Genomic DNA, 16,798 nt, shown 5'->3' with positions numbered 1-16,798 from the left:
GGCCGCCGCGGGGTCACTGACCCGTGTAGGTCTCGACCTTCACGACCTCGACGGGGATCTCCTTGCCGTTGGGCGCCGTGTACGTCGTCGACTCGCCCTCGCGGAGGCCGAGGATCGCCTCGCCCAGCGGGGACGCCTCGCTGTACACGTCGAGCTCGCTGTCGACGGCGATCTCGCGGTTGCCGAGCAGGAAGACCTCTTCGCCGCCGGCGACGATCGCCGTCACGACGGTGCCCGACTGGACGGTGCCGTCAGACTCGGGAGCCGTGCTCACCTTGGCGGTCTTGAGCAGCTGCTGCAGGGTGCGGATCCGCGCCTCCTGCTTGCCCTGCTCGTCCTTCGCGGCGTGGTAGCCGCCGTTCTCTTTCAGGTCGCCTTCTTCGCGCGCCGATTCGATACGCTTGGCGATCTCCTCGCGACCCGTCGTCGACAGCTCTTCGAGCTCGGCGGCGAGGCGGTCGTACGCCTCCTGGGTGAGGAAGGTCTCCGTGGACATGTCATCTCCCGATGTCTGTGGGGGTAAGCCAAACGCCCCGACAGTCGGCCGGGGCGCATGAACTGACAGACTAAGGGATCCAGCAGGAGCGGACCAAACCCGTCGTGGCTTCCGCCAGGGTCGGGATGCTCTCCGTGAACGAGCGGCTGTGCTCGGCCGATGCGGGATACTCCACTATCCGCCATCCGACGATGCCGTGCTCGGGATCCTGGGCTTCGAGAGCGCAGGCCACTGGTGAGCCGGTGGGCGCGGAGACCAGGATGCGCACGTCGACCGTGCGTTCGTCGACCACGGCGTACCCGGTGGTATCAGCATCCACGGTCGCGATCGCACCGCCGACGACCGACCATCCGAGCAGGCCCAGCGCGCTCACCGCGACGATGCCGCCGACCGTCCACGCGACGATCCGACGGGCCGGCGACCCGGCTCGACCGTAGCGCTCCGCGAGCTTGCGCTCGACGTCGGTGAGGGGCATGCGGCATCCGATCTAGGCTGGAGTTCCAGGCTATTCGCTCTGGCTGAGAGATGAGGACACATGCTCGATCCGCGCTGGCTCGCCGTCACTCCGACGCCGACCCCGACGACGCCCGGCCTCGACCCGGCCTCAGTCACCCCGGGTGTGGCGGGTTTCGTGGCCATCGCCCTGGTGGCGATCGTCATCGTCTTCCTCGCGATCGACATGCTGCGGCGCATCCGCCGGGCCCAGTACCGTCACGACGTCAACGACATGCTGGATGCCGAAGAGGCCGCCGCACGGGACGATGACGGCGAAGACGGGCCCTCGGTCAGCCCGGCAGACCCAGCGAAGGGCTGAGCGGGGAGACCGAGATCAGCAGGCACGCCGCCCAGTGGCAGAGAAATGCCAGCACGGTGCAGACGTGGAAGATCTCGTGGAACCCGAAGTGGCCAGGCCAAGGGTTGGGCCGCTTGAGTGCGTAGACGATCGCTCCGCCGGTGTACAGCAGACCGCCGACGACCACGAGGATCATCATCGCGACGCTCGCGCGGAGCAGGTCGCCCAGGTACATGACCGCCGCCCAGCCGAGCAGCAGGTAGAGCGCGACGTACAGCCAGCGCGGCGCATCGATCCAGAAGATCCGGAACAGGATGCCGAGCAGCGCCCCCGACCAGACGAGCACCAGCAGCAGCGCACCCTTGCCCGGATCGAGGGCGAGCGTGGCGATCGGCGTGTACGTGCCGGCGATCAGCAGCAGGATGTTGGCGTGGTCTATCCGCTTGAGGATCACCCGCGTCCGCTCGCCCCAGGTGAACCGGTGGTAGACCGCGGAGTTGCCGAACAGCAGCAGCGACGTGACCATGAAGACGGCCGCCGCCCACTTCGCCGTCGTTCCCTCGGCGAGGACGATGAGGATCACTCCGGCGACGGCGGCGACGGGGAAGGTGGCCGCGTGGATCCAGCCGCGCCAGGTCGGTTTCTGCTCGATCTGCGCATCGACGGCCGCCGCGTCCATGAGCGGCAGCTCGGGCATGTCGGCACCAGCGTCAGCGGAGTTTCTCGTCACGGCGACGAGCCTACGCGCCGCGTCATACCGGGTGACACATACGCCCCCAGGGCGCGGCGTGGCGGCGGAGCAGGGGTAGCGTAGGGGCGTGACTCGCAGCGCTTCGGCTCAGGGACGGGGCCTTCTCTACCGGCTCTACAGCTCCCGCCTGCGTCGCGAGATCGAGGCCCGCACCGTTCCCCACCACGTCGCCATGATGATCGACGGCAACCGGCGCTGGGCACGCCAGTTGGGCTACGCGACCGTATCGCACGGCCACCGGGCCGGCGCCGCCAAGATGCACGAATTCCTCCAGTGGTGCGACGACCTGGGCATCAAGGTGGTCTCGCTCTACCTGCTGTCGACCGACAACCTGACCAAACGGGACTCTCAGGAACTGAGCGACCTCATCGAGATCATCGCCGAACTCGCTGAGACGCTGTCGCATCAGCCCGGCTGGCGCGTGCAGCACGTGGGTCGGGCCGATGTGCTCCCCGCCGACCTTGCCCGGAGTCTCCGGGTCGCCGAGGAGCGGACGCGGGACAATCAGGGTCTCCACGTCAACCTGGCGGTGGCCTACGGTGGCCGCGGTGAGATCGTCGACGCGGTCCGGAGCATCATCGGAAAGCACCACGAGCAGGGTGGCTCGCTCGAGGAGCTCGCCGAGAGCCTCACCCCGGAGCAGATCGGCGAGCACCTGTACACGGGAGGGCAGGCCGATCCCGACCTCGTCATCCGCACCTCCGGAGAGCAGCGCTTGAGCGACTTCCTGCTCTGGCAGTCCGCGCACAGCGAGTTCTACTTCGTCGAGGCGCTCGGACCGGATCTGCGCGAGGTCGACTTCCTCCGCGCGATCCGCGATTTCGGGGATCGCGACCGCCGCTTCGGCAGCTGACCGAGAGTTAATCGATCCGTCACATCGCGCGGCGTGTCGAATCCGCCCCCGGTCATCGGCGCCGTCTACTTTCATCCCAACGGGCACGGAGCCTGTTCGAGTCGGCCTCTCACGACTCGTGACCCCAGGTCGACTCGTGACTGCCGGGTGTGCACACACCCGGGGCGGGAGTGGGTTGTGACCACACGGGCACCTGAGAAGCAGCGGCACCTCAACCGGTCGGCGGAAGCGGGCCTCGACCAGGGATTGCGCACGTACGTCCTCGACACGTCGGTGCTGCTGAGCGATCCCCGGGCACTGTTCCGGTTCGCGGAGCATTCCGTCGTCCTTCCGGTCGTCGTCGTGACCGAGCTGGAGGCGAAGCGACACGATCCCGAGCTCGGCTACTTCGCGCGCCAGGCGCTCCGGCACCTCGACGAGCTGCGGATCGAGCACGGGCGCCTCGACTTCGCTGTTCCCGTCGGCGAGGGCGGGAGCCTGCGGGTCGAGCTGACGAACACCGACCCGAGCGTGCTCCCGGCCGGCATGCGACTGGGGGACAACGACACACGGATCCTCGCCGTCGCGATGCACCTGAACCAGAGCGACCAGGCTGTCACCGTCGTCTCCAAAGACCTCCCGATGCGCGTCAAGGCGGCGTCGCTCGGCCTGCACGCGGAGGAGTACCTCGCCGAGCAGGCCGTCGAGTCCGGCTGGACCGGGATCGCCTCCCTCGATGTGTCGGGCGACGAGATCAGCGACCTGTACGACAGCGAGATCGCGGTCAGCGAGGACGTCCGCGGGCTTCCTGTGAACACCGGTCTCGTCATCCACTCCGAGCGCGGCTCGGCCCTCGGCAGGGTCACAGGCGACCGCTCCTACAAGCTCGTGCGCGGTGATCGCGATGTCTTCGGACTCCACGGGCGCTCCGCCGAGCAGCGGATCGCGATCGACCTGCTGCTCGACCCCGAGGTCGGCATCGTCTCGCTGGGCGGACGCGCCGGCACGGGCAAGTCGGCGCTCGCGCTCTGCGCCGGGCTGCAGGCCGTTCTCGAGCAGGGGCAGCAGAAGAAGATCATCGTCTTCCGCCCGCTCTACGCCGTCGGCGGCCAGGAGCTCGGCTACCTGCCCGGCGATCAGGGCGAGAAGATGGGGCCGTGGGGCCAGGCCGTCTTCGACACCCTCGGATCGGTCGTGTCGGGAAACGTGCTCGAGGAGGTCGTCTCACGGGGGATGCTGGAGGTGCTCCCGCTGACGCACATCCGCGGCCGGTCGCTTCACGATGCGTTCGTGATCGTCGACGAGGCGCAGTCGCTCGAGCGCAACGTCCTGCTGACGGTGCTGAGCAGGATCGGTCAGAACTCCCGCGTCATCTTGACCCACGACGTCGGTCAGCGCGACAACCTCCGGGTGGGGCGCTACGACGGCATCGCCTCGGTCATCGAGACGCTCAAGGGGCACGCGCTGTTCGGCCACGTCACCCTGACGCGCTCGGAGCGCTCTGCGATCGCGGCCCTCGTCACCGACCTGCTGGAGGCGGGCGAGCTGAGCTGACCTGTCACCGGCCGCGGAGGTCATCCGCCGCGGCCGGTGCGGGTCACTCCCAGCGATACCCCTCGCCGCGCACGGTCGTGATGCGGTCTGCACCGAGCTTGGCGCGCAGGTATCTGACGTAGACGTCGACGACGTTGGAGCCCGGGTCGAAGTCGAGCCCCCAGACGCGACTGAGCAGCGCCTCACGCGTCAGCACCTCGCCGGCGTTGCGCAGGAACTGCTCGGCGAGGGCGAACTCGCGGGCCGAGAGGTCGACCTCGCGACCGTCGACGCTGGCGCGCCGGGCGAGGATGTCAAGACTGACGGGCCCGCGGGTGAGGACCACGGCGGGGGTCGCGACAGTGTCCCTCAGACGCGAGCGCACACGGGCCATCAGCTCGGCGACCGCGAAGGGCTTCGGCACGTAGTCACTGGCCCCGGCGTCGAGACCCTCGATCGTGTCGGCCGTGCCGCTGCGCGCGGTGAGCATGATCACGGGTGTCGTCGAACCCGACGCCCGGAGGGTGCGGAGGACCTCGAATCCGTCCATGGTGGGGAGGCCGACATCGAGCACGATGACATCCACGTCACCCTGCAGGGCGATCTCCAGTGCTTCGGGGCCGTCTTCGACACCGACCGGCTCGAATCCCTCTGCTCGCACGGCGCGGGAGACGAGTGAGACGATGTGGGGCTCATCGTCGACGATGAGGATGCGGGTCATTCTGTAGCCTCTCGCTGCAGGAGCACGTCGCCGGCACGCACGGGCGACGGAAGGGCGCCACGCGTACCGATGGGGATCTCCAGGGTGAAGGTAGCACCGCCGCCCGGTGTCTCGGCCACCGAGCAGTGGCCGCCGTGAGCTTTGGCGATGGCGTCCACAATGGCCAGGCCGAGACCCGATCCGCCGACGTGACGCTTGCCGGCTCCTCGGTCGAAGCGGCGGAAGATCCGGTGACGCATGGCGTGGGGGATGCCGGGTCCGTGATCGCGCACCCAGAGCTGGGCGCCGGCGGCGTGCACGGCGCTGCCGATCTCGATGGTCGTTCCCTCGGGCGCGTATTTCGCCGCGTTGTCGGCGAGCTGCAGCCACGCCTGCAGCAGCCGGTCGCCGTCGGCGCGGATCACGGCCTCGGCCGTCTGCTCGACCCGCCAGCCGTGGTCGCCGATCACGGCCACCATCTCGGACACCCGCGCGGTGAGTGTCGCGATGTCGACGTCGCCGTAGGACAGCCGGCCCGACTCCACCGCCGCGAGGACATCGATATCGCCGATGAGTCTCGTCATGCGGTCGAGCTCGGCGATCGCCAGGTCGCGGATCGAGGCGACATCGCCGGGGTCGGCGGCATCCATCAGCTCGAGGTGCCCGCGGACGATCGTGATCGGCGTCTTCAGCTCGTGTCGGACGTCGTCGAGGAGGCGCCGCTGCGCCTCAGCGGCTCCGTCCGCGGCGTCGCGGCGGTCCTCCGGCGAGGGCGCGGAGCGCTCGAGGAGCGCCCACGCCACGATCCCCACGCTGGCGACGGCGGGGACGCCTCCGACGAACCACGCGAGCGCGATCCAGCCGGCGTTCTCGGGCGCTGCCCACAGCGCGACCGCGACGACCGCCGCTCCCACCACGAGCACCCCTGCAGCCGAGACCGCGATGATCGTGCGCACGCCCGGAATGCTCCGGCGCGGGGGAGCGGCCGCCTTGTTCACGCTGCGATTATCACCCCGGGTGGGTCATGGACAGGAGATCGAGCTTCTCGTCGAGCTGCTGCTCGGTGAGCTCGCCGCGCTCCACGAAACCCAGGTCGATCACGGCATCGCGGACGGTGATGCCCTGAGCGACCGCGTGCTTGGCGATCTTCGCCGCGGCCTCGTAGCCGATCAGCTTGTTCAGCGGAGTGACGATCGAGGGCGACATGCCGGCGAACGCGGCGGCGCGCTCGGTGTTGGCCTGGAGGCCGTCGATCGTCTTGTCGGCGAGCACCCGGACGGCGTTCGAGAGGAGGCGGATCGACTCCAGCAGCGCCGTTCCCATCACGGGGATCGCGACGTTCAGCTCGAAGGAGCCCGATGCGCCCGCCCAGGCGACGGTGGCGTCGTTGCCGATGACCCGTGCGGCGACCATCAGGACGGCCTCGGGGACGACGGGGTTGACCTTGCCGGGCATGATCGACGAACCCGGCTGGAGGTCGGGGATGTGGAGCTCACCCAGACCGGTGTTCGGCCCCGAGCCCATCCAGCGGATGTCGTTGTTGATCTTGGTGAGCGACACGGCGATCGTGCGGAGTGCCCCGGATGCCTCGACGAGACCGTCGCGGTTCGCCTGCGCCTCGAAGTGGTCCTTGGCCTCGGTGATCGGAAGCTCGGTCTCGCGGGCGAGGAGCTCGATGACCTTCTGAGGGAAGCCCTGCGGGGTGTTGATGCCGGTTCCCACGGCGGTGCCGCCGAGGGGGACCTCGCTCACGCGGGGGAGGACCGCCTGCACGCGCTCGACGCCCAGGCGCATCTGGCGGGCGTACCCGCCGAACTCCTGACCCAGGGTGACCGGGGTGGCATCCATCAGGTGGGTGCGGCCGCTCTTGACGGCGTCCTTCCAGAGGTCCGCCTTCGTCTCGAGCGCGACGGCGAGGTGGTCGAGCGCCGGGATCAGATCGTCGATGAGGGCCTGCGTGACGGCGATGTGCACCGAGGTCGGGAAGACGTCGTTCGACGACTGCGACGCGTTGACGTGGTCGTTCGGGTGGACGGGCGAGCCGAGCTTGCGGGTCGCGAGCGTCGCGAGGACCTCGTTCATGTTCATGTTCGACGACGTGCCGGAGCCCGTCTGGTAGGTGTCGACGGGGAAGTGCACGTCGTAGGCCCCGGTGACCACCTCATCGGCCGCCCAGGCGATCGCGTCCGCGATCGCGGGGTCGAGCGTGCCGAGGTCCTTGTTCGCGAGGGCCGCAGCCTTCTTGATGCGCGCCAGGGCGGCGATCTGCGTCGACTCGAGACCCGACCCCGAGATCGGGAAGTTCTCGACGGCACGCTGCGTCTGCGCGGCGTACAGGGCGTCCTTGGGCACCCGCACCTCGCCCATCGTGTCGTGCTCGATGCGGTATTCGATCGGCTCAGCCATGTCGTTCACGTCCTCGTTTCAGGTGACTGCGGAAAAGCGCCGCTGCGGATGCAGGGCGGGAGGTCAGCGGGTGGGGCCGGCGTCGCCGACGATGACGTCGGGGATGGCCGTGCCGTCGGCGAGGCGGTAGTTCGCGCCCACGATGGCGAGACGGCCGTCGGCGACCGCCTCGGTGATGAGTTCGGACGACTGCAGCAGGCTCCCGACGGTGTCCTGGAGGTGCTGCCGGCCGACCTCGTCGGCATCCACCGTCTCGGTCGTCACTCCGTCGGACGCGCCCGCCCGGAGCACGCGGCGCACCGCCGGCACGATCGGCGCGACCTGGCGCCAGATGTGCGGCGGAAGGGCCGGTGCGTCGACACCGGTGGAGTCGATGGCCGCCCGGACGGCGCCGCACTCGTCGTGGCCCAGGACGACGATGAGGGGCACGTCGAGCACGGCGACGGCGTACTCGAGGCTCCCGACGACCGAGTCGGAGATGACCTGGCCGGCGTTGCGGACGACGAACAGGTCACCGAGACCCTCGTCGAAGATGATCTCCGCGGCCAGGCGCGAGTCGGAGCACCCGAAGAGCGCCGCCGTGGGCCGCTGCACGTGTGCCAGCTCGTGACGTCGCTCCGCGTCCTGACGAGGATGCCGAGGCTCACCGGCGACGAATCGCTCATTGCCCTTGAGCATCTCGGTCCACACCTCGGCGGGCGTCGGGTTCGCCGTCATCGCAGGTCCTCTCTCAGAACGCGGATCTGGTCGCCGAGGCCGGTGGCGGCCTGGGCGGCGGTGTCGGGCGTCATCGACCCGGAGATCAGGATCGTGTCGGTGCCGGCGGCTGTCGCCAGCGCATAGGAGATCTCGGCGACGGGTGCCGGGAGCGCGTACTCGTCCCACTCGATGCCGTCGATCGTGACCGTCCCGGTGGGCGCGAACCCGCCGACCTGCTGGGCCACCCACGTGTCGGGGGCACCGACTGCCTGCGAGACGTGGACGAACCCCGTGGGCGGGGCGTAGACGATGCGCCAGATGCCGCCGTCGACAGCGGCGGAGTTCTTACGCCAGCCTTCGGGCGCGTCGGGCACGACGACGGGGTGCCCGATCGCGGTCGTCGCCTCCGCGGCAGCGGCAGGCAGATCGACGGTCGACTCCTGGGGTGTGCCGCGCGGGACACCCAGGTAGACGACGGCGACGATCGCGACGCACACGATCATCGCGGCGATGAGGTTTCGGAACGTCTTGCTGGAGCGATACCGCTGCGACGCCGCGGCCTTCCGGGCGGCGGCCTCGTCGGCGGTCTCAGGTCGGCCGAGCTCGGCGACGATCCGAGGACGCGCCATCAGGACGCCTTCTCATCGCTCGGACGGGCCTCATCGAGCCGGCGCTTGGCACCGAGCAGCCACTCCTCGCACCGGGCCGCGAGGGCCTCGCCGCGGGTCCACAGCGACAGGGATTCCTCGAGAGTGGGGGCGCCCTGCTCGAGTTTCGCCACCACCTGAACGAGTTCGTCGCGGGCCTGTTCGAAAGTGAGGCTCGAGACGTCGGCGGCGTCGGTGGTCATGCCTTCCATCCTAGATCGGAGCCGGTCCGGGCGACGCCGTGTCCGACTCCGCCACCTCGCCCTCAGAGCGGGCCGCGAACGACCCTCGGGAGACGGTCACCACGACCGGCGATCCGGGGGGTGCCTGCGCGGCGTCCCGGACGATCACGCCGTCGCCGAGGTGGGCGATCGCGTAGCCGCGGTCGAGGGTGGCGCCGGGGGAGAGGGCGCGGAGCGACGCGCGGAGCTCGGCGGTCGCCATCGCCGCGGCATCCCATCGCCGGCTCACGACCTCGCGGCCGCGGGCCGTCAGCGACCACAGTTCCTGGGCACGTCCGGTGAGCATCGACGCGGGGTCGCGGAGGACCGGCCGAGACCGGAGCTGGTGGAGGCTCCCGATGTCGTGCGCGATGCGCTGGGAGAGGCGCGTCCGGGCACGGCTCTGGAGCTGCTGGACGAGCGCACGCTGCTCCGAGACGTCGGGCACGACCCGCTTGGCCGCGTCGGTCGGCGTCGACGCCCGCACGTCGGCGACGTCGTCGAGCAGCGGATGGTCGTTCTCGTGCCCGATCGCGGAGACCACGGGCGTCGACGCCGCCGCGACCGCCCGGAGGAGGCGTTCGTCGCTGAAGCCGAGGAGGGTCTGCGGATCGCCGCCGCCGCGAGCGATGACGATCACGTCGACCTCGGGGTCGGCGTCGAGGGTGGCCAGGGCGGCGAGGGTCTCGGGCACGCAGCGGTCGCCCTGGACGGCGGCGTGGATCGTGCGGAAGCGCACGTGCGGCCAGCGGAGCTCGGCGTTGCGGTGGACGTCCTTCTCGGCGTCGCTGCGCTCGCCCGTGATGAGGCCGATCACGTGGGGGAGGAACGGGAGCGCCTTCTTCCGTGCCGGATCGAACAGGCCCTCCGCCCGCAGCTGCGCACCCAGGCGCTCCAGACGTGCCAGCTGATCTCCGAGGCCGGTGTGGCGCATCGACGAGACGGTGAAGCTGAAGTCGCCGGTCTTCACGAAGTAGTCCGGCTTGACGCAGGCGATCACGCGATCGCCCGCCCTCAGGTCGTCCGCCGTCCGCTGCAGCGTGGAGGACCACATGCGGAACGAGAGCATGCCGTCACCTCCGGCATCCTTCAACCGGCCGAAGACGTGACCGCCGCGCAGGTTCCAGGCCGTGATCTCGGCCTCGACCCAGACCGCGCCCCACTTCTGGACGAAGTCGCGGATCGTCTCGTTCAGCCGCGACACCGACGTGGGGGTCTCGGGCGACGAGTCGCGAGGATGCACCGCGTCGGGCGTCGGGACCGCGCCGGGAACCGTTTCGAAGTTCGTCACGGGAACCCATCTTTGCGCACACGTCCCACACCCAGCCGGGGGTTCGTAGAATCAAGGGGTGACCACTACTGCCGTTTCGCTGCCGATGCCCCGCATACCGGGAGCCCGCGCACGGCTCGTCGACCGTCCCATCTCGGGCCGCAAGCGGGTTCTGCTCGCCGCCCCCCGGGGATACTGCGCCGGCGTGGATCGCGCGGTGATCGCCGTCGAGAAGGCGCTCGAGCGCTATGGCGCGCCGGTCTACGTGCGCAAGCAGATCGTGCACAACATCCACGTCGTGACCGAACTCGAGTCGCTCGGCGCGATCTTCGTCGAGGAGGTCGACGAGGTTCCCGAGGGCGCGCACGTCGTCTTCAGCGCTCACGGTGTGTCACCGGCGGTCGTCAGCGCTGCTGCCGACCGGGGCCTGCAGGCCATCGACGCCACCTGCCCGCTCGTGACGAAGGTTCACCGCGAAGCGGTCCGGTTCGCGCGCGACGACTTCGAGATCCTCCTCATCGGCCACGACGGTCACGAAGAGGTCGAGGGCACGGCCGGAGAGGCTCCCGATCACGTGACCGTGGTCAACTCGCCCGACGAGGCCGACACCGTCGTCGTCAAGGACCCCGACAAGGTCGTCTGGCTCTCCCAGACCACGCTCTCGGTCGACGAGACCATGGATACCGTCCGTCGCCTGCGCGAGCGCTTCCCGAACCTCCAGGATCCGCCCTCCGACGACATCTGCTACGCGACCCAGAACCGTCAGGTCGCGATCAAGAAGGTCGCCAAGGACGCCGATCTCGTGATCGTCGTCGGTTCGGCGAATTCGTCGAACAGCGTGCGTCTGGTCGAGGTCGCCCTGGAGTACGGCGCGAAGGCCGCCTACCGCGTCGACTACTCGCACGAGATCCAGCAGGAGTGGCTCGACGGTGTCGAGACCGTGGGAGTCACTTCGGGCGCCTCGGTTCCCGAGGTCCTCGTCGATGAGGTGCTGGCCGACCTCGCCGGCGCCGGGTACGGCGACGTGGCCGTCGTCAAGACCGCGGAGGAGGACCTCATGTTCTCCCTTCCGAAGGAGCTCCGCCAGGACATCGAGGGTCGTCAGGACGAGCGTGCACTCGGAGGGCGGACCCGGTCGTGAGCGACCCTCGCCCCCGCCCGCAGTACGGCGAATACGCGACCCCCGAGCAGCAGCGCGCCGCGATCGGCGTGCCGGAAGAAGTGGTGGCTCCGTCCGCGCCGCCCGAGCCGGCTCACCGTCCGCCCACGGCGCCCGCGACGACGGTCGCTGCCCAGCCGACCCGCCTCGCAGACCGCATCATCACGGTCGCTCTGCTCACCTACGGTCTGGTCACGGTCATCGGGGCCGTTCCCCAGCTGGCCGATTTCACGGGCTTCGCCGAGCAGTGGATGCAGATGGCCGGCGTCGACGGCGATTTCACCAACACCGCGTCAGGTTCGCTCTGGGGCACGGTGTCCGTCTGGGTGCTGGTCGGAGGATGGATCCTGACCGCCTACCTCTCCTGGCTGTCGCTGTCGCGGCGCCGGGTGACCTGGTGGATCCCGCTCGTCGGCGCCATCGTGACCTTCGGCATCGTGACCGTCTGCCTGCTCGTGCCGCTCCTGGGCGACCCTGCGGTCACCGGCCACTTCATGTCGTTCGGCTGATCCGGATTCGGATCGTGTGCGCGGCCCGCACGATGTTCTGACGCGACGCTTGGAGGCGCTGACCCACGCCTGATACCGTGTGCCAGCGGGTCGAAATCCCTCGACCGCGGAGGTGGGGGATATCGTGTCGCGCACACACCGGCGACGGACGCTCTGGAGTGCCGGAGCGACGGTCGCAGCGATCGCGCTGACGCTGTCGATGATGAGCCCCGCCGCGGCCGTCACGCCGCAGGCGACGCCGCCCGTGCCGACCCCGGTCGTGAGCCCCGTCACCCCGGCGACACCGCTCCCGACCGCGACGCCCACACCGCCTCCGGCTGCGGCGCCGCGCCCGTTCACCACGGTCGGCACGCCGACGATCTCGGGCACCGCGAGCTTCGGCAAGACGCTCACGGCCGCGCCCGGCACGTGGAAGCCCGCGCCCACGGTCGCGTACCGCTGGCACCTCGACGGTGTGCCGGTCTCCGGTGCCGGCAAGAAGACGTGGACGCTGCCGGCATCCGCTGTGGGGAAGAAGGTGACCGTCGTCGTGACGGCCACCCGCACCGGCTACCGTGCCACGTCGGTCGCCTCGGCCCCGACCGCCAAGGTCGCGCCGGGCCGCCTGGCGGCCGGAACGCCCACCGTCGCGGGAACGCCGTCGGTCGGCAAGAAGCTCACCGCCGCGGCGGGCACCTGGGGTCCGAAGCCCGTCACCGTGAAGTACCAGTGGCTCCGTGAGGGCCGGGCGATCGCCGGTGCGACGTCGTCGAGCTACACGCTCGTCGCCGCCGACCGGGCGCGTCTGGTCTCGGTCCGGGTGTCGGCGACGAAGTCCGGGTACACCTCGACGACCCGAACGACGGCCGGTGTGCGCGTGGGTCTCGCCTTCACGAAGACGGTCGCGCCCACCGTTCGCGGCACCGTGGCGGTCGGTGGCAAGCTCACCGCATCGGCGGGTGCGTGGGGCCCGTCGCCCGTCGCGCTGAAACTCCAGTGGTACCGGGGAAGCTCGGCCATCAAGGGCGCCACGACATCGACCTATGCGCTCACCGCCGCGGACGCCGGCAAGAAGGTCTCGGTTCGCGCAACCGGGACGAAGGCGGGCTACACGACGCAGGTACGCGCGAGTACGGCGGTCGCGGTCCCGAAGGTGCTCACCGTCCCGAAGACGGTCGCCGTGTCGGGTACCCGCACGGTGGGATCGACGCTCACGGCGGCTGTGGGCAGCTGGCGGCCCGCCCCCGTGACCTTCTCGTACCAGTGGATGCGCAACGGAAGCCCCATCGCCGGGGCGACGTCACGCACCTACCGGCTGGTGGACGCGGATGCCACGCGCACGGTGTCGGTCAAGGTCACCGGCAAGAAGTCGGGCTACACCACCGTCAGCCGGACCAGCCCGGCCGTGGGCATCAAGTGGGCTTTCACGTCCTCGCCCACCCCGGTCGTCTCGGGGACGCCCAAAGCCGGCCAGATCCTTCAGGTCGCGGTGGGCGCATGGAAGCCGGCGCCGACCCTCCGCATCGAGTGGCGGGTCGACGGCAGCGTCATCACCGGTGCGACGGGAACGTCGTGGGAAGTCCCGGTGTGGGCGGCCGGCCGGAAGGTCACCGTGTCGGTGACCGCCACCAAGCGCGACTACGTCACCGTCACTCGGGCGTCGGCGGAGCGCACGGTGTCGTGGTCCCTGGGTTCCACGATCACTCCGGGAACGTCGCTGCGCAGTGGCGTCTACCTCTCCTCGCCGAACGGCGCCTATCGGTTCGGTCTGCTGGGCGACGGCAACCTCGCCCTCCTTCAGGGCACGCAGCCCATTCGCGACGCCAAGACCACCGGCACGATGGACGGAACCCTTCAACTGTCCGGCGACGGCGAACTCTTGCTCCTGAACGCCTCGAACGCGACCGTCTGGTCGACGCGCACCGCCGGTCGCGGAGCGACCGCCCTGGCCTTGAGTGACAACGGGACCCTCGCCCTCGTCGCCGCCGACGGTTCCACGGTGTGGTCGAGCGACGCCCTCACCCCCTTCTCGGAGCCGACCGCAGCGACCGGAGCCACGCCAGGACGCCACGGATGGGCGTACCCGCTCCGCCCGAACGGCACGTTCACGACCTACGCGGGGCACTCCGGCGATGACATCGCCGCGCCGAGGGGAACCCCGGTGTACGCGATGCGCGGGGGAACGGTGAAAGTCCGTGAGATCTGGATCACCTCCGGCTGCCCGTCATGGGCCCCCAACCGGTCTCGCCAGAAGGAGGTCGTGATCACCTCCACGATCGACGGCACCCGTTTCGAGCAGGTGTACGCCCACCTCGATTCGTTCTCCGTCACGACCGGTCAGCAGGTCGCGGCGGGACAACGCATCGGTGCAGTCGGGTCGACGGGCTGCTCGACGGGACCCCATCTCCACACCGCCTTCACGGTCGACGGCGTGCGCTACGCCATGTTCCCTCGCGACGTCCTGGGCGTCGACTCGTACTGACGGCCGCCACGGCGGTCCGGCTATAGCGAAGGGCCCCGTTCGATTCTCATCGGACGGGGCCCTTCGGCTGTGCGGAGTGTCAGGCGCCGAGGGACTTCCCTGCGGATCCGAGCTGCTGCGTCGCGCTGACGACGCGCTTCGCCATCGCCGACTCGGCGACCTTGCCCCACGCGCGGGGGTCGTACTGCTTCTTGTTGCCGACCTCGCCGTCGAGCTTCAGGACGCCCTCGTAGTTCTGGAGCATGAAGCCGGCGACCGAGCGGGTGAACGCGTACTGCGTGTCGGTGTCGATGTTCATCTTGACGACGCCGTTGCTGACCGCGACAGCGATCTCTTCGTCGGTCGAGCCGCTGCCGCCGTGGAACACGAGGTCGAGCGGCTTGGCTCCGGTACCGAAGTGCGCCGCGATGCCTTCCTGGATCTCGCCGAGGAGCTCGGGGCGGAGCTTGACGCCGCCCGGCTTGTAGACGCCGTGCACGTTGCCGAAGGTCAGGGCCGAGATGTACCGGCCGTTCTCGCCGAGACCGAGCGCCTCGACGGCCTTGGTCACGTCGGCGACCGTCGTGTAGAGCGCGTCGTTCGAGCCCTCGTGCTGAACGCCGTCCTCCTCGCCGCCGACGACACCGACCTCGATCTCGAGGATCGAGCTGATGTTCTTCATGCGGGGGAGGAGCTGCTTCGCGATCTCGATGTTCTCGTCGAGGGGGACGGCCGAGCCGTCCCACATGTGCGACTGGAAGATCGGGTTGCGACCTGCCTTCACTTCTTCCTCCGACGCCTCGATGAGGGGGAGGACGAAGCCCGGGAGGGCATCCTTCGGGCAGTGGTCGGTGTGGAGGGCGACCGTGATGGGGTAGTTCTTCGCGACCTCGGTCACGAAGCGCGCGAACGCGAGCGCACCGGTGGCACGGCCCTTGACGGTGTGGCCCGCGAAGTAGTCGGCACCGCCGGTGGTGACCTGAAGGATGCCGTCGGAGCCGGCTTCGGTCAGGCCCTGGAGAACGGCGTTGATGGTCTGCGAGCTGGACACGTTGATGGCGGGGTAGGCGAAGCCGCCCGCCTTCGCGCGGTCCAGCATGTCGGCGTACTGATCAGGTGTTGCGACGGGCATGACAAAGCTCCTCGGGAAAGTCCGGTGATTCACCGCCACTCTATCGAAGGCGGGCCTCCTCCCCGAGAGGGCGGCGGCGCGGCATCCGCTCGTGTGATCTTCCGGTTCGTTAAGAATCGCGAATCCTTCTGCGGCGCGGGGCCGTTCTCGGGCGTGCGGGACGATGCCGCGCTCTAGGCTGTGCACCATGGTGAGCCTTACTGCCGACATGAGTCCGCTCCACCCCGACCGCAATCTCGCTCTCGAGCTGGTGCGTGCGACCGAGGCGGCGGCGATCCGTTCCGTCCCGTTCATCGGGCGAGGGAAGAAGGAGCTCGCCGACGGCGCCGCTGTCGATGCGATGCGCGCCTTCTTGACCACCGTGAACTTCGACGGTGTCATCGTCATCGGCGAGGGGGAGAAGGACAACGCTCCCATGCTCTTCAACGGCGAGCGGGTCGGCACCGGCCGGGGGCCGCAGTGCGACATCGCCGTGGACCCGATCGACGGCACGACGCTCACCGCGGAGGGCCGCAACAACGCGCTCTCGGTGCTCGCGGTGGCCGACCGCGGCGCGATGCTCGACGCCTCGACGGTGTTCTACATGGACAAGATCGTCACCGGGCCCGAGGGCGTCGGAGTGGTCGACATCCGGCTGCCCATCGGTGAGAACATCCGCCGCCTGGCGAAGGCGCTCGACAAGCCCGTCGACGAGCTCGTCGTCTCGGTGCTCAACCGGCCCCGGCACGCGCTCCTGATCGACGAGATCCGCGAGGCGGGCGCCGGCACACGCCTCATGAGCGACGGCGACGTAGCCGGCGGCATCAATGCGGCCCGCCACAACGCCCGCACCGACATGTGCGTCGGTATCGGGGGCAGCCCGGAGGGGATCGTGACGGCATGCGCGATCAAGGCGCTCGGCGGTCACATCCAGGGCCGGCTCTGGGCGCGCGACGACGACGAGAAGCAGCGCGGCATCGACGCCGGGCTCAAGCTCGACGATCACGTGTACGAGGCCGACGACATGGTCCGCGGCAACAACACGATCTTCGTCGCGACGGGCGTCACCAACGGCGAACTCGTCGCAGGTGTTCGTCGCGCGGGCGATTTCGTCTACACCGAGAGTGTCGTCCTCCGCGGCGCGTCGGGCACGCTCCGGCGCATCAGCTCGGAGCACCTGACCTCCAAGTGGCTCTGAGACCGGACGCAGCCCGGCGCTGACGGACGGACA

Annotated in this window: 18 protein-coding genes; 7 read left to right on the top strand and 11 right to left on the bottom strand. The window is 69.6% G+C overall.

The features are described 5' to 3' along the window. Nucleotides 1-13: 13 nt before the first annotated feature. Together greA and ACJJV7_RS09255 are read right to left on the bottom strand one after the other, a co-directional pair. Complete coding sequence (greA, locus tag ACJJV7_RS09260; RefSeq protein WP_405375441.1) at nucleotides 14-496, bottom strand: transcription elongation factor GreA; 483 nt, start codon at nucleotides 494-496, stop codon at nucleotides 14-16. A gap of 70 nt (nucleotides 497-566) precedes the next feature. Then, nucleotides 567-971, bottom strand: coding sequence for a DUF4307 domain-containing protein (locus tag ACJJV7_RS09255; protein ID WP_405375443.1), 405 nt, complete (start codon nucleotides 969-971; stop codon nucleotides 567-569). A gap of 60 nt (nucleotides 972-1,031) precedes the next feature. Here ACJJV7_RS09255 and ACJJV7_RS09250 point away from each other — a divergent pair, with 60 nt between their 5' ends. Then, nucleotides 1,032-1,310, top strand: a complete 279-nt coding sequence (locus ACJJV7_RS09250; protein WP_405375445.1) for a hypothetical protein — start codon at nucleotides 1,032-1,034, stop codon at nucleotides 1,308-1,310. Here the strand turns inward: ACJJV7_RS09250 and ACJJV7_RS09245 are convergent. After that, on the bottom strand, nucleotides 1,282-1,986 hold the full coding sequence (locus tag ACJJV7_RS09245; RefSeq protein ID WP_405376184.1) for a hemolysin III family protein: 705 nt from the start codon (nucleotides 1,984-1,986) through the stop codon (nucleotides 1,282-1,284). The two genes, ACJJV7_RS09250 and ACJJV7_RS09245, sit on opposite strands and share 29 nt — an antisense overlap. Before the next feature lie 121 nt (nucleotides 1,987-2,107). Here ACJJV7_RS09245 and ACJJV7_RS09240 point away from each other — a divergent pair, with 121 nt between their 5' ends. Then, on the top strand, nucleotides 2,108-2,893 hold the full coding sequence (locus tag ACJJV7_RS09240; protein WP_405375447.1) for an isoprenyl transferase: 786 nt from the start codon (nucleotides 2,108-2,110) through the stop codon (nucleotides 2,891-2,893). A 177-nt stretch (nucleotides 2,894-3,070) separates the two neighbouring features. Next, on the top strand, nucleotides 3,071-4,426 hold the full coding sequence (locus ACJJV7_RS09235) for a PhoH family protein (RefSeq protein WP_405375449.1): 1,356 nt from the start codon (nucleotides 3,071-3,073) through the stop codon (nucleotides 4,424-4,426). A gap of 43 nt (nucleotides 4,427-4,469) precedes the next feature. On the opposite strand, the gene ACJJV7_RS09230 is transcribed toward ACJJV7_RS09235, so the two are convergent. The 7 genes from ACJJV7_RS09230 to xseA all read right to left on the bottom strand — a co-directional run bounded on the left by ACJJV7_RS09230 (nucleotide 4,470) and on the right by xseA (nucleotide 10,369). After that, nucleotides 4,470-5,126 carry a response regulator transcription factor gene (locus ACJJV7_RS09230; RefSeq protein ID WP_405375451.1) on the bottom strand — a complete coding sequence of 219 codons (657 nt, stop codon included), beginning with the start codon at nucleotides 5,124-5,126 and terminating at the stop codon, nucleotides 4,470-4,472. Further along, nucleotides 5,123-6,103, bottom strand: coding sequence for a sensor histidine kinase (locus tag ACJJV7_RS09225; protein ID WP_405375453.1), 981 nt, complete (start codon nucleotides 6,101-6,103; stop codon nucleotides 5,123-5,125). Before ACJJV7_RS09225 ends, ACJJV7_RS09230 begins: the two co-directional genes overlap by 4 nt. A gap of 10 nt (nucleotides 6,104-6,113) precedes the next feature. Next, on the bottom strand, nucleotides 6,114-7,511 hold the full coding sequence (locus ACJJV7_RS09220; RefSeq protein ID WP_405375455.1) for a class II fumarate hydratase: 1,398 nt from the start codon (nucleotides 7,509-7,511) through the stop codon (nucleotides 6,114-6,116). Nucleotides 7,512-7,574: 63 nt separating this feature from the next. After that, nucleotides 7,575-8,228, bottom strand: coding sequence for a carbonic anhydrase (locus ACJJV7_RS09215; RefSeq protein WP_405375457.1), 654 nt, complete (start codon nucleotides 8,226-8,228; stop codon nucleotides 7,575-7,577). Continuing rightward, nucleotides 8,225-8,839, bottom strand: coding sequence for a DUF4245 family protein (locus ACJJV7_RS09210; protein WP_405375459.1), 615 nt, complete (start codon nucleotides 8,837-8,839; stop codon nucleotides 8,225-8,227). The genes ACJJV7_RS09215 and ACJJV7_RS09210 overlap by 4 nt, the downstream gene beginning before the upstream one ends. Continuing rightward, a complete protein-coding gene (locus ACJJV7_RS09205) occupies nucleotides 8,839-9,060 on the bottom strand; it encodes an exodeoxyribonuclease VII small subunit (RefSeq protein WP_405375461.1) in 222 nt (73 codons plus the stop codon). The genes ACJJV7_RS09210 and ACJJV7_RS09205 overlap by 1 nt, the downstream gene beginning before the upstream one ends. A gap of 10 nt (nucleotides 9,061-9,070) precedes the next feature. Continuing rightward, nucleotides 9,071-10,369 carry an exodeoxyribonuclease VII large subunit gene (xseA, locus tag ACJJV7_RS09200; protein ID WP_405375463.1) on the bottom strand — a complete coding sequence of 433 codons (1,299 nt, stop codon included), beginning with the start codon at nucleotides 10,367-10,369 and terminating at the stop codon, nucleotides 9,071-9,073. A gap of 85 nt (nucleotides 10,370-10,454) precedes the next feature. Between xseA and ACJJV7_RS09195 the strand changes: the two genes are divergently transcribed. From ACJJV7_RS09195 to ACJJV7_RS09185, 3 genes are all read left to right on the top strand, one after another. Continuing rightward, nucleotides 10,455-11,489, top strand: a complete 1,035-nt coding sequence (locus ACJJV7_RS09195; RefSeq protein ID WP_405376186.1) for a 4-hydroxy-3-methylbut-2-enyl diphosphate reductase — start codon at nucleotides 10,455-10,457, stop codon at nucleotides 11,487-11,489. Next, nucleotides 11,486-12,016, top strand: a complete 531-nt coding sequence (locus tag ACJJV7_RS09190; RefSeq protein WP_405375465.1) for a DUF6264 family protein — start codon at nucleotides 11,486-11,488, stop codon at nucleotides 12,014-12,016. The genes ACJJV7_RS09195 and ACJJV7_RS09190 overlap by 4 nt, the downstream gene beginning before the upstream one ends. A 124-nt stretch (nucleotides 12,017-12,140) precedes the next feature. Beyond that, nucleotides 12,141-14,477 (top strand): peptidoglycan DD-metalloendopeptidase family protein, encoded by a 2,337-nt coding sequence (locus ACJJV7_RS09185; RefSeq protein ID WP_405375467.1) that lies wholly within the window; start codon nucleotides 12,141-12,143, stop codon nucleotides 14,475-14,477. A 79-nt stretch (nucleotides 14,478-14,556) separates the two neighbouring features. Here the strand turns inward: ACJJV7_RS09185 and fbaA are convergent, their stop codons facing one another. Further along, nucleotides 14,557-15,588: a class II fructose-bisphosphate aldolase gene (fbaA, locus tag ACJJV7_RS09180; RefSeq protein ID WP_405375469.1), complete on the bottom strand. Its 1,032-nt coding sequence runs from the start codon at nucleotides 15,586-15,588 to the stop codon at nucleotides 14,557-14,559. 187 nt (nucleotides 15,589-15,775) lie between these two features. Between fbaA and glpX the strand changes: the two genes are divergently transcribed. Further along, nucleotides 15,776-16,765: a class II fructose-bisphosphatase gene (glpX, locus tag ACJJV7_RS09175; protein ID WP_405375471.1), complete on the top strand. Its 990-nt coding sequence runs from the start codon at nucleotides 15,776-15,778 to the stop codon at nucleotides 16,763-16,765. Nucleotides 16,766-16,798 lie beyond the last annotated feature (33 nt).

This window comes from Microbacterium sp. Ld4 (assembly GCF_045066555.1).
Classification (GTDB): domain Bacteria; phylum Actinomycetota; class Actinomycetes; order Actinomycetales; family Microbacteriaceae; genus Microbacterium.
Note: the sequence above shows the minus strand (reverse complement) of the source record. Positions and strands in the feature narration are given on the sequence as shown.

Excerpts from the sequence above, each read along its gene's own strand:
- greA (WP_405375441.1), bottom strand. The coding sequence starts at position 496 with ATGTCCACGGAGACCTTCCTCACCCAGGAGGCGTACGACCGCCTCGCC.
- ACJJV7_RS09255 (WP_405375443.1), bottom strand. The coding sequence starts at position 971 with ATGCCCCTCACCGACGTCGAGCGCAAGCTCGCGGAGCGCTACGGTCGA.
- ACJJV7_RS09250 (WP_405375445.1), top strand. The coding sequence starts at position 1,032 with ATGCTCGATCCGCGCTGGCTCGCCGTCACTCCGACGCCGACCCCGACG.
- ACJJV7_RS09245 (WP_405376184.1), bottom strand. The coding sequence starts at position 1,986 with ATGCCCGAGCTGCCGCTCATGGACGCGGCGGCCGTCGATGCGCAGATC.
- ACJJV7_RS09230 (WP_405375451.1), bottom strand. The coding sequence starts at position 5,126 with ATGACCCGCATCCTCATCGTCGACGATGAGCCCCACATCGTCTCACTC.
- ACJJV7_RS09220 (WP_405375455.1), bottom strand. The coding sequence starts at position 7,511 with ATGGCTGAGCCGATCGAATACCGCATCGAGCACGACACGATGGGCGAG.
- ACJJV7_RS09215 (WP_405375457.1), bottom strand. The coding sequence starts at position 8,228 with ATGACGGCGAACCCGACGCCCGCCGAGGTGTGGACCGAGATGCTCAAG.
- ACJJV7_RS09210 (WP_405375459.1), bottom strand. The coding sequence starts at position 8,839 with ATGGCGCGTCCTCGGATCGTCGCCGAGCTCGGCCGACCTGAGACCGCC.
- ACJJV7_RS09205 (WP_405375461.1), bottom strand. The coding sequence starts at position 9,060 with ATGACCACCGACGCCGCCGACGTCTCGAGCCTCACTTTCGAACAGGCC.
- ACJJV7_RS09195 (WP_405376186.1), top strand. The coding sequence starts at position 10,455 with ATGCCCCGCATACCGGGAGCCCGCGCACGGCTCGTCGACCGTCCCATC.
- fbaA (WP_405375469.1), bottom strand. The coding sequence starts at position 15,588 with ATGCCCGTCGCAACACCTGATCAGTACGCCGACATGCTGGACCGCGCG.
- glpX (WP_405375471.1), top strand. The coding sequence starts at position 15,776 with ATGGTGAGCCTTACTGCCGACATGAGTCCGCTCCACCCCGACCGCAAT.